Consider the following 10,706-nt stretch of genomic DNA (forward strand, 5'->3'; position numbering starts at 1 on the left):
CGCGCTGATCGGCGAGGTTTGCAGATATTACGCGGACGACTATATCATATGGGGCCACAACGGGAAGGCCGACAGGCAGCGGATTCTGAAGACCTGCAGGCCCCAGCCCGATCTCATGACGCAGCGCTATCTATTTGTCGACGGAGCGGAATCTGCCGGGGAATGTTCCATCCGGTCGTTTCTATTCGGGTTCCGAGGGTATGTGGAGGTACACACCTTTACGCCCGGGGGCAGCTTTGAAAAACGGATCAAGGACCTTGCCCCCCTTGTGGATAAAGCGCTGGAACTTCTTCGTTCACGGAAAAACGAGTCTGGAGGTGGTGCGCTGGAAAAATAACAGTTCCATCCTTTTTTTCACACTCTTTTCATATTCTTACGGAGGTGAATATAGTGCTCGCTATCCTGTTTGGAATAGCCGTCGTCTTGTTTGCAATTTGTTATAAGATTTATGGTTCCTACATGGCAGGCACCTATGCTCTGAACAATGAAAACAAGACCCCTGCCGAGACCATGTTTGACGGAATCGACTACTGCCCGACCCACCCCGCCGTCCTTCTGGGCCACCATTTCGCTTCCATCGCCGGAGCCGGCCCCATCGTCGGCCCCATCACGGCGGCCTCCATGTTCGGCTGGCTGCCCGCATACCTGTGGTGCCTTATCGGCTCCGCTTTTATCGGCGGCCCCCATGACATGGGCGCCCTGGTGTCGTCCATGCGCCATGACGGCAAGTCCGTGGGCGAAGTGGTGGACAAGTGGATTGGACGGAAAGGAAAAGTTCTTTTCCTCTGCTTCACCATCCTTACCCTCATCCTCATCGTCGCGGTGTTCCTGCAGCTTTCCGCCGGATCCTTCGCGGCCGACCCGGCAGTGGCCTTCTCCGCCTCCCTGTACATCGGCATGGCCCTTCTGTTCGGCGTGCTGATCTACAAGTACCGCGTGCCCCTGTGGCTCATGACCATCGTCATGGTGCCCATCGTCATCTATGCCTGCTGGTACGGCAATTACTCGCCCTGGGTGGCCTCGACCTTCAAGCTTCCCATGGAGACATGGCGGTGGATCCTGATGGTCTACATCTTCCTCGCATCTTCGCTCCCCGTGTGGCTTCTTCTCCAGCCCCGCGACTATCTTGCATCCTACTTCCTGTACTTCGCGGTCATCATCGGCGCCATCGGCATGATCATGGGCAAGGGCGAGAACTTCCAGATCGTTCTTCCCGCCTTCAAGGGCTTTGTTGCCAACGGGCAATACATCTGGCCCATGCTCTTCATCATCGTGGCCTGCGGCGCGGTCTCCGGATTCCACGCCCTTGTGGGCAGCGGAACCACGTCCAAGCAGCTGAAGAAAGAGAAAGATTCCGTGGTCGTCGGCTACGGCTCCATGCTGCTTGAAGGCGTCGTGGCAGTCATCGCCATCGGTACGGTTATGATCAGCGGCGTCGTCGCCAAGGGCGGCCCCACCATCACCTACGCGGAAGGCTTCGGCAAGTTCGCCTCCATCGTCGGGATCGATCCCAAGATCGGCATGTCCCTGGGACTTCTGGCCATCAACTCCTTCCTTCTTACCTCCCTTGACACGGCCACCCGTCTGACCCGCTACCAGATCCAGGAGCTGACCAACATGAAAGTGGAAAAGTACACGGCCACCGTCATTGCCATCGCTGCTGCCATGGCTCTGCTTCTCACCGAGGCCCACGGCCCGACCGGCAACGTCATTCCCGCCTGGGCGGCAATCTGGCCCATTTTCGGCGCGTCCAACCAGCTCGTTGCGGCCCTCGCGCTTCTGGCCGTCGGAGTCTGGGTTGCGAAGGGGCTGAAGAAGAACAACCGGTTCCTCATGGTCCCCATGTGGTTCATGCTCGTGACCACCGTGGCGGCCCTGGGAATTATGATCAAGGACAACATGGCCTACGATAAACCCAATTACATCCTCGTGGTTCCCTCCGTCATTCTTCTGGTCCTTGCCTTGCTGATGGTCTTCGAGTCGTTGAAAGCCCTCAAAGAAGTCCGGAAGGAACTGTAATACAGGACTACCCGGAAGGAAAGGAGAGGGAAGGCCGTTTTTTTCGGCCTTCCCTCTCTTGTAGTCGGAAGAAGTGTTTCTGCTGAACAAACGTGCCGGTTACTTGCTGCTTTTTCCCACGCTGAACGACTTGGCGCTCCAGGACTTTCCCCGCTTCCTGTTGGCGGCGTCGAGCACTTCGACGAACCTGCTCCCGCATCTGGGACATCTCATGGCTGCCGCCTTTTCTTCCAGCTCAAACTCGCTTTTGCACGACAGGCATCGAAATTTTCCCATGAAAAATCACCTCCGCTTTTTTTCCGGCATTGATGAGATGCTCGTGTATCGCTAAAAGTTTCTACGGCATATTATACCAGATTGTCCCGGACAGAAAAGGACTCCGCACTATTCTGCGCCAGAGGGTATAATAAGTCCAGCTTGAAACTGAAGGGAGGATCAACATGCTCTTTTCATCACTGGAGAACAGGCGGGACGTCTGCTGCGTCCTGTGCGGAGCCGCGGGGCTGGGCATCCAGACCGTGGAGGATATGCTGGCGGGAATCATAGCGGACGAAGGTTTTTGCGTCTTCGGTTCCAGGGAGTACATGTCCCGCGTCCGAGGAGGGAACAACTCAACCGAGCTCCGGATAGCCTCTGAACCTGTGGATGCCCTTATTGACAGAATAGATATTCTGGTCGCCCTGAGTCAGAAGGTGCGCAGGAACATCATGGAGAGGATCTCCGCCGATACGGTCATTTTCGGCGACAGGGAGGAACTGAAGGGGGAGCTTGAAGACCTTGGAGCTTCCTTTGTAAACATCCCCTTGTCGTCCATGGCGAAAGAGACCGGAGGGAAGATCTACTCAAACTCCATCGCCGCCGGCGTTCTCCTCGGGGTGCTCGGCTTGGGGACGAAAGGGGCGGAGGAGTTTTACAGGAAACGATTCGCCGGAAAGAACGACGTGGTGACCCGCAATATCGGTGCCGTGACGAAGGGGTACGAACTTGGTCTTTCCATTGCCGGTGAAGGGGGGGTACTTCAGGGCCGGCCCCGGAATTCGGGAAGGCGGAAGACGATCCTCAACGGCAGCGATGCCGTTTCCCTGGGGGCCATGGCGGCGGGGTGCAACTTTGTCACCGCCTATCCCATGTCCCCGGCGACGGGAGTGCTCTCCTTCTTCGCGAAGCACGCCGAAAAAGTGGGAGCGGTGGTGGAGCAGGTGGAGGACGAGCTCGCCGCCATGAACATGGCTGTCGGCGCCGCCTATGCGGGAGCCCGCCCCCTGGTGACCACTTCAGGCGGAGGTTTCGCCCTCATGGCCGAAGGGCTCAGCCTGGCAGGGGTTATGGAGACCCCCGTGGTGGTGCACCTTTCCCAGAGGCCTGGGCCCGCCACGGGTATGGCCACCCGGACGGAGCAGGCCGACCTTGAGCTTGCCCTCTATTCCGGTCACGGCGAATTTCCCCGGGCCCTGTACGCTCCGGGAACCATGGAAAGCGCCTTCAGATTGGCCCAGGAAGCCTTTGAAATCGCCCTGAAATATCAGACGCCGGCCATCGTGCTGACGGACCAGTATTTCATGAACGCCTTCTACAACCTGGATGCGGACGGCCTTTCCTGGCTGGACGAACCCCCCCCGATCCCGGAGACGGCGGCGGAGTACCGTCGCTACGAGGATACCCCCGACGGCTACTCGCCCTTCGGCGTTCCCGGCTGGGGAAAGGGCGTCGTTGGGGCGGACAGCCACGAGCACGACGAGGTGGGGCATGTCTATGAGGACTTCGACCTCCGGACCAGGATGCAGGACAAGCGGATGCGGAAGCTCGCCGGGATGACGGCCCGCGCTCTTCCCCCGATGCTGGTCGGACCGGAATCCTTCTCTAACCTGGTGGTCTGCTGGGGATCCACCATCCCCATCGTTCGGGAAGCCCTCCAGCGCCTCGGGCGGAACGATACGGCCCTGCTGGCCTTCGAGCAGGTGTGGCCCCTCGCACCGTCGGTGGGGGATCTTCTGCGGAAGGCAACATTCACCGCCGTGGTGGAGGGAAACAGTACCGGCCAGTTCGCCGGACTGCTTCGAAAAACCTTCGGTGTGGCGGCAGACCGAAGGGTGCTGAAATACAACGGACTTCAGTTCTCGGTGGAAGAGGTCGCGGACAGGCTCGGCGAAATTCTTCCCGGCAAAGGAGGCAGCAGATGATGGACTTCACGGCGTTCGATCTTCCCGGTATTGACCTTTCGTGGTGCCCCGGATGCGGGGACATCAAAATCCTCGACTCCATCAAGAAGGCCCTCGTCGAGCTCGGCCTCGGGCCCCTGGACGTGGTCATGGTCTCAGGGATCGGCCAGGCGGCAAAGACACCTCATTACATGAAGGCCCATTTCTTCAACGGCCTCCACGGTCGCGCCCTCCCCAACGCAACGGCCATCAAGGCGGCAAACCCCGCCCTGGAAGTCATCGCCTTGGGAGGGGACGGCGACATGTACGGCGAGGGCGGAAACCATTTCACCCATACCATCAGGCGTAACCCGGGGATCACCAACCTGGTGTTTAACAACATGGTCTACGGCCTCACCAAGGGGCAGGCATCGCCCACGAGCCCCATAGGATTCCGCACCTCCGTGCAGGTGGATGGTGTCCATGCCCAGCCATTCAATCCTCTTGCCGCCGCCCTGGCCCAGGGAGCGACCTTCGTGGCCCGGGCCTTCGCCGGAAACGGCGACCAGACAAAGGAAATCATCAAGAGAGCCGTCCGCCACAAGGGATACGCCCTGGTGGACATCTTCCAGCCCTGTGTCTCCTTCAACTCCGTGAACACCTACAAGTGGTTCATGGACAACACCTACACCCTGGAGGGGCATGACGAGGACGATTTCGGCAAGGCCATGGAGCTGGCCCTCCTCCAGGAAGGGCCCTTCCCCCTGGGGGTTCTCTACAGGAAGGAAGGAGTTCCCGTTTTCGAGGAAACCCTGGCGGCCTACCGGAAGGACGACCGGCCCCTGTTCCGCCGTGAGGCCCCCCGGAAGGCAGTGAAGGAACTCCTGGCCTCTCCGGCCATATAGGGAAGGGAGGGAAAGGGAGATGAAGGAAGGAGACCTGCTGCCCCGGTTCAGCCTGTCCGACGGTTTCGGGAAAGAGTGGACAGCCGGGGATTTTTCAAAGAAACGGCTTGTCCTCTTTTTCTACAGCAAGGACAATACCTCGGGGTGAACCAGCGAAGTGAGGGACTTTGCGGACAGGATGCCCGCATTCGAAGCGCTGAACTGTGCAGTGGCAGGAATCAGCCCCGATTCGCAGGAGAGCCACCGGAAGTTCGCCGAAAAACTGGGAATTTCGTTTCCCCTGCTGAGCGACCCGGACCACGGCTTCATCGAAGCCTGCGGGTTCTGGGCGGAAAAAAAGATGTACGGCAGGGAATATATGGGGGTGGAGCGTTCAACGGTCATCGCGGACCCCGGCGGGAAGGTCCTGAAGATCTTCAGGAAGGTGAAGGTGGCCGGGCACGCGGATGAAGTTCTCAAGGCCCTGAAGGAAGCGGCAGTCTAAAGAGCGGGATATGGGAGGCGGAGAATTTTCCCCGCCTCTTTCCTATCATGCCGTATCACAGGGTGCAGATCCGGAGGATGCCGCCGGCTTCGGCCGTGGGCAGAAGGCGGAACATTTCCTCCGGCGTGAGTCCCGTTTCGGGGTGCCGCCATTCAGGGGCCACCTGGGCCAGGGGCAGAAGTACGAAGGTCCTCCTCGCCATTTCCCTGTGGGGAACGGTCAGGCGGTCCGACCGAATTGACAGCCCGTCATAAAAAAGAATATCAATGTCGATGGTCCGGGGTCCCCACCGTTTTTCCGGGGTTCTGCCGATGGCGTCCTCCATCCCCTTCAGAAGGTCGAGAAGCTCTTCCGGGGAGAGGCTTGTTTCCGCCAGGACGCAGGCGTTCAGAAACCGGGGCTGGTCTTCCATCCCCCATGGAGAAGTTTCAAACACGTCGCTGGAAGCCAGGACAACGAGGCCGGCGCTCCTGATAAGGAAGACGGCCTTGCGGATGAGATGCAGCCGGTCTCCGAGGTTGCTTCCGAGGGAAAGGGCTACGGTACTCATCCCCTGCACTCCCTGACGGCGCCGAGCATGGAGAGAACCCGACCGTTGGCCTCCACGTCATGAACCCGGACGAGCGCGACATTGCGCAGGCCGCAGAGGGCCGTGACCGCCAGGGTTCCCTCCAGGCGGTCCTCCGGGTCCGCAAGTCCGAGGGTGGTGCCGATGAATCCCTTCCGTGAATGGCCGATAAGCAGGGGGCGTCCGAAAATACGGAACGCGTCCAGATTCCGCAGGATCCTGAGGTTGTCCTCGCAACGCTTGCCGAATCCAAGTCCCGGGTCGAGGATAATCCTTTCCGCCGGAATCCCCGCTTTTTCGGCCAGGGAGAGCCGTTCCTCGAAATAGCGGAGGATGTCCCCCACGGTGTCATCGTACCGGGGATCATTCTGCATCTCCCGGGGCGTCCCCTGGATGTGGGAGAGGACGAGCCCCGCTCCGGACTCCGCCGCCGCTGCGGGGAGATCCTGGTCGAACCCCAGGCCGGAGATGTCGTTGATGATGTCGGCCCCTGCCCGGACGGCTTCCAGGGCCACCTTCGCTTTCCATGTGTCGGCGGAGATCACCGTCTCGGGAAAGGCCTTCCGGACGGCCGCGACGGCGGGAAGAAGCCGTTCAAGTTCTTCCCGTTCCGGCACGGGTTCCGAACCGGGCCGGGTGGATTCGGCCCCGAGGTCGAGGACGGCGGCGCCCCCCTCAACCATGGACCGCGCCCGGGAGAGGAGATCGTTCTCCGACGGAATCCGGCTCTTTTCGTAAAAGGAGTCGGAGGTCAGGTTCAGGATGCCCATGACGGCGGTCCGTTTCCCGAGAGAGAGAGCTCTGCCCTCTCGGAAGAGGAATGTCCATGCGGACCTGTCCATGCCGGCAAGGGCCCGGGACAGGCTCTCCCGGATTTCGGGCAGGCCCCAGCAGGGAAGGGCCCCCAGTTTCTCCGCCAGGGACCGAAGCTGCCCCGGGGTCCCCAGAAGGAGAACGGCGCTCTCTGACGCCTCGCAGGAGATGACGCCCCGGTTCACCACGGCGTCCCCGCCCCGGGCGAGCAGTTCCTGCTTCAGGAACGCCGCCGCCCGGAAGTCGGCTTTCGGAATATACAGGGAGAGAAGCTCCCTCTTGGGTTCGAAGTACGCGTTGGAGCGAAGGTCGGCACCGATGCGGCGCAGTGCCGCGAGGAGATCTTCACGGCTTTGTGCAGGAAGCGGGTAAGCGATCACGGCGGGAGCTCCTTCCGGGAATATGGGTAAATGCCGTTCCGATAATATAGTGTCTCCTCGGGGCGGTCAAGGTACGCTCACCTTAAATCCGCTCCCCGGCGGGGAGCGGATTTAAGGTCACACCCATTCGCTGGTGAAGCCCGAAAGGTGGTCCGTCCTGTTCAGCGAAAAGAGGGAATACCCGTGGAGGTCGTCGTGGACGAGGATGGAGTAGGATCCCGTGTCCATGTGGACCTTCCAGAAATAGGGCGACGCTATGCCGAGGCAGCCGGCGAGGAGGGGTTTGATGACCGTCCTGTGGGTCACAGCGGCGAAGGTCTTCCCCCGGTATTTCGCCACCGCGCGGTCGAGGGCGGCCATGGAACGCCTCAGAACGTCGTCCATAGATTCCGCTCCTTCTACGGTGAGCTCTTCGGGGTTTTCAAGCCATGTTCTCCACTGCTCGGGGTAGTGCTTCGCTATTTCCGTTTTCGGCCGCCCTTCCCAGACGCCGAGGGAGATATTGTTGATCCCCTCGTCCTCTTCCACCCGGATGGAACAGGCGTCCGCGATGGCCCGGGCGGTGCTTTTTGCCCGAAGCAGGGGGCTTGTCACCACCGCTTCAGGGCGGTAGGGGCGAAGAGCCGCCCCAAGCTCGGCGGCCTGCCGGAGGCCCCGCTCATTGAGAGGAAAGTCCACCCTTCCGCGGAAAAGGCCCTCTGTGTTTCCCCGGCATTCACCGTGCCGTGCCAGAAGTATGGTGGTTCGTTCAGGTTCTTTCATTCCGCATCCTCCCCTGACCGGCCGGAAAAATGGAAAAAATCCGTCTGACCAGTCTTGACAATAATATCACGGATTGTTACTCTACTTCTCAGTGGAATCGTGTTGGCACTCACAATGAAAGAGTGCTAACGAATTGGAGGTGGTGACATGCTGACCGAACGGCAGCTCGAGATCGTACTTTCGGTAGTGTATGAATATATCCAGACCGGCGAACCGGCCGGCTCGAGAACCATATCGAAAAAGTACCTCCGGGGAAGCAGCCCGGCCACCATCCGGAACGAGATGGCCGACCTGGAGGAGATGGGCTATTTCTACCAGCCCCACACGTCTGCCGGGAGGCTCCCCACATCGAAGGCCTACCGGCTCTACGTGGACTCCATAATGCAGCGTCGCCGTTCCGCCCCGGCAGAGACGGAACGATGGAAGAAGGAAATCCGGGATCGGAGGGAGGGAGTGGACTCTATCCTCGGGTATGTCTCCCAGCTCCTGGGGAAGGCCACCAACTGCGTGGGGGTGGCCGCCCTTTCCGCCCTGGAAGAAGTGCAGATCCAGCGGGTAAATTTCGTCCGCCTCGGAGGCAGCACCGTCCTGATGCTCATCGTCCTGGAGGGCGGCCTGGTGCACCATGCCAACATCAACCTGCCCTGCGAACTCTCCCAGGACATTCTCGACGACCTTGCCAGGAAGATCTCCACCGTGGCGTGCGGTCATCCCTGGGCCCAGGTCCGCGATGCCCTCTTCACCTACGTTCTCGACGGGCTGGAGCGGGTCTGGGATACCTGCAGGGAGGCCCTGGTCCAGATGGACGCCATTCTCAAAAGAAACTCCCGGCTGTTCGTCGGCGGGGCGCAGCACATCCTCAACCTTCCCGACTTCCAGGATATCGGAAAGTTTCAGACGGTGCTCTCTCTTCTGGAGCAGGAGCAGGCTCTTGCGGACATGGTGGAGCGTTACAGCGTAAAGCAGGGGGTCTCCGTGACCATCGGGGAGGAAATTTCGCAAGAAATGAAGGAGTGTTCCCTTGTCCTCGTCCCCGCGTCAGGGTACGGGCGGAGGACCATCCTTGGGCTCATCGGCCCGCTGAGGATGGACTACGAAAAGTCCATCTCCATCCTCGAAGCCATAGCGGAAGAACTCGACAAAGCCCTTGTGAACTAAACCGTCGAAAGGAGAAGGAACCATGAGCAGGGAAGAAAAGGAAAAGGCCGCGGAACGGCCTGAAGATATGGATCGGGAGGCGCCTGAGACGGATGCCCTTCAGCAGCCGGAGGCCACCCCGGAGGAGACGGCACCTGAAGAGGTGTGCGGCGCCCCGGAGGCTGTGGATTTCCAGGCTGTAATTGCAGATCTCGAGGAGCGGAACCGGGAGTTGATGTCGGCGCTGGCCGCGGCCCGGGCGGACTTCTTCAACTACAGGAAGAGGATCGAGCGGGACCGGCAGCGGGAGCGGATCATGGCCGGAGAAGAGAAGGCCATGGAATTTCTGCCGGTGCTGGACAATCTCGACAGGGCTCTCGCCGCGGAGAGCGCCGCTGACGGCAAAAGCATCCTCCAGGGAGTGACCATGGTACGGCGCCAGTTCCTGTCGGTACTGGAAAGAATGGGCGTGGAGAGGATCCCCACCGTGGGGGAGCCCTTCTCTCCCGATGTCCACGAAGCGGTGGCCGCCGAGGAGACGGATGATCCGGAGAAGAACGGCATCGTCACGGAGGAGATCCAGCCCGGATACCGCACCGGGGAGCGGGTGCTCCGCCCGGCGAAGGTGAAAGTGGCATCCTGCGCGCGGCAGGAGACCGAATGAACCTTCGGGCCCTTTTGTCGATTATTGATTTTTACATTTCATGAGGTGAGATAAATGTCGAAAGTAGTAGGAATTGACCTAGGAACAACCAACAGCTGCATCGCCGTTCAAGAAGGGGACGTGACCACCATCATCCCCAATTCGGAGGGAAGCCGCACCACCCCCTCGGTGGTGGCCTTCACGAAGGAAGGGGAGCGGCTCGTGGGGCAGCTCGCGAAGCGGCAGGCCATCGTGAACGGTGACCGGACAGTTCTTTCCATAAAGAGGGAAATGGGAACGGACCACAAGGTGGAGATCGACGGGAAGAAGTACACGCCCCAGGAAATTTCCTCCATGATTCTTCAGAAACTGAAGCGTGATGCGGAGGACTACCTCGGCGAGCCCGTAACCAGGGCGGTGATCACCGTTCCCGCCTACTTCACAGACGCTCAGAGGCAGGCCACCAAGGACGCGGGATCCATCGCCGGCCTTGAGGTCCTCCGGATCATCAACGAGCCCACGGCGGCGTGCCTCGCCTACGGGGAAAACAAGCAGGGAGAGCACAAGATACTGGTGTTCGACCTTGGCGGCGGTACCTTCGACGTCTCCGTTCTCGACGTGGGCGAGGGCGTGTTCGAGGTGCTCGCCACGGCGGGAGACAACCGGCTGGGCGGCGACGACTGGGATATGCGCATCGTGAACTGGATGGTCGAGGAATTCAGGAAGAAGGAAGGCATCGACCTGAAGAACGACCGCATGGCCGTGCAGCGTCTCCGCGAGGCGGCCGAGAAGGCCAAGGTGGAGCTTTCCTCCATGCCGGAGACCACCATATCCCTGCCCTTCATCACCGCCAACGC

Annotated in this window: 13 protein-coding genes; 9 read left to right on the forward strand and 4 right to left on the reverse strand. The window is 60.3% G+C overall.

The features are described from left to right. A partial coding sequence (locus JMJ95_RS12260; RefSeq protein WP_290685739.1) for a hypothetical protein occupies positions 1 to 337 on the forward strand: 337 nt, incomplete at its 5' end. A 53-nt stretch (positions 338 to 390) separates the two neighbouring features. Beyond that, positions 391 to 2,019 (forward strand): carbon starvation protein A, encoded by a 1,629-nt coding sequence (locus JMJ95_RS12265; protein ID WP_290685742.1) that lies wholly within the window; start codon positions 391 to 393, stop codon positions 2,017 to 2,019. Positions 2,020 to 2,118: 99 nt separating this feature from the next. Here JMJ95_RS12265 and JMJ95_RS12270 read toward each other — a convergent pair whose 3' ends face one another. Continuing rightward, complete coding sequence (locus tag JMJ95_RS12270) at positions 2,119 to 2,295, reverse strand: hydrogenase expression protein HypA/HybF (RefSeq protein ID WP_290685744.1); 177 nt, start codon at positions 2,293 to 2,295, stop codon at positions 2,119 to 2,121. 164 nt (positions 2,296 to 2,459) lie between these two features. Here JMJ95_RS12270 and JMJ95_RS12275 point away from each other — a divergent pair, with 164 nt between their 5' ends. Genes JMJ95_RS12275 through JMJ95_RS12290 form a run of 4 tightly spaced genes read left to right on the forward strand, consistent with a single transcriptional unit; the run spans position 2,460 to position 5,546 of the window. Continuing rightward, positions 2,460 to 4,199: a 2-oxoacid:acceptor oxidoreductase subunit alpha gene (locus JMJ95_RS12275; protein ID WP_290685747.1), complete on the forward strand. Its 1,740-nt coding sequence runs from the start codon at positions 2,460 to 2,462 to the stop codon at positions 4,197 to 4,199. After that, positions 4,196 to 5,062, forward strand: coding sequence for a thiamine pyrophosphate-dependent enzyme (locus JMJ95_RS12280; RefSeq protein WP_367153804.1), 867 nt, complete (start codon positions 4,196 to 4,198; stop codon positions 5,060 to 5,062). The genes JMJ95_RS12275 and JMJ95_RS12280 overlap by 4 nt, the downstream gene beginning before the upstream one ends. 19 nt (positions 5,063 to 5,081) lie before the next feature. Next, a complete protein-coding gene (locus JMJ95_RS12285) occupies positions 5,082 to 5,210 on the forward strand; it encodes a redoxin domain-containing protein (RefSeq protein WP_290685749.1) in 129 nt (42 codons plus the stop codon). Positions 5,211 to 5,219: 9 nt separating this feature from the next. Next, positions 5,220 to 5,546: a peroxiredoxin gene (locus tag JMJ95_RS12290; RefSeq protein ID WP_290685752.1), complete on the forward strand. Its 327-nt coding sequence runs from the start codon at positions 5,220 to 5,222 to the stop codon at positions 5,544 to 5,546. 55 nt (positions 5,547 to 5,601) lie between these two features. On the opposite strand, the gene folK is transcribed toward JMJ95_RS12290, so the two are convergent. From folK to JMJ95_RS12305, 3 genes are all read right to left on the reverse strand, one after another. Further along, on the reverse strand, positions 5,602 to 6,096 hold the full coding sequence (gene folK, locus JMJ95_RS12295) for a 2-amino-4-hydroxy-6-hydroxymethyldihydropteridine diphosphokinase (RefSeq protein WP_290685755.1): 495 nt from the start codon (positions 6,094 to 6,096) through the stop codon (positions 5,602 to 5,604). Continuing rightward, positions 6,093 to 7,307 carry a dihydropteroate synthase gene (folP, locus tag JMJ95_RS12300; protein WP_290685758.1) on the reverse strand — a complete coding sequence of 405 codons (1,215 nt, stop codon included), beginning with the start codon at positions 7,305 to 7,307 and terminating at the stop codon, positions 6,093 to 6,095. The genes folK and folP overlap by 4 nt, the downstream gene beginning before the upstream one ends. Before the next feature lie 117 nt (positions 7,308 to 7,424). Continuing rightward, positions 7,425 to 8,069, reverse strand: a complete 645-nt coding sequence (locus JMJ95_RS12305) for a histidine phosphatase family protein (RefSeq protein ID WP_290685761.1) — start codon at positions 8,067 to 8,069, stop codon at positions 7,425 to 7,427. A gap of 147 nt (positions 8,070 to 8,216) precedes the next feature. Here JMJ95_RS12305 and hrcA point away from each other — a divergent pair, with 147 nt between their 5' ends. The 3 genes from hrcA to JMJ95_RS12320 all read left to right on the forward strand — a co-directional run. Further along, positions 8,217 to 9,227, forward strand: coding sequence for a heat-inducible transcriptional repressor HrcA (hrcA, locus tag JMJ95_RS12310; protein WP_290685764.1), 1,011 nt, complete (start codon positions 8,217 to 8,219; stop codon positions 9,225 to 9,227). A gap of 22 nt (positions 9,228 to 9,249) precedes the next feature. Continuing rightward, entirely contained in the window at positions 9,250 to 9,870 is a 621-nt protein-coding gene (grpE, locus tag JMJ95_RS12315; RefSeq protein WP_290685767.1) for a nucleotide exchange factor GrpE, read from the forward strand. A gap of 54 nt (positions 9,871 to 9,924) precedes the next feature. Next, positions 9,925 to 10,706 (forward strand): Hsp70 family protein (locus JMJ95_RS12320; RefSeq protein ID WP_290685771.1); only part of this gene is annotated, 782 nt, incomplete at its 3' end.

The organism is Aminivibrio sp. (assembly GCF_016756745.1).
Taxonomy (GTDB): domain Bacteria; phylum Synergistota; class Synergistia; order Synergistales; family Aminobacteriaceae; genus Aminivibrio.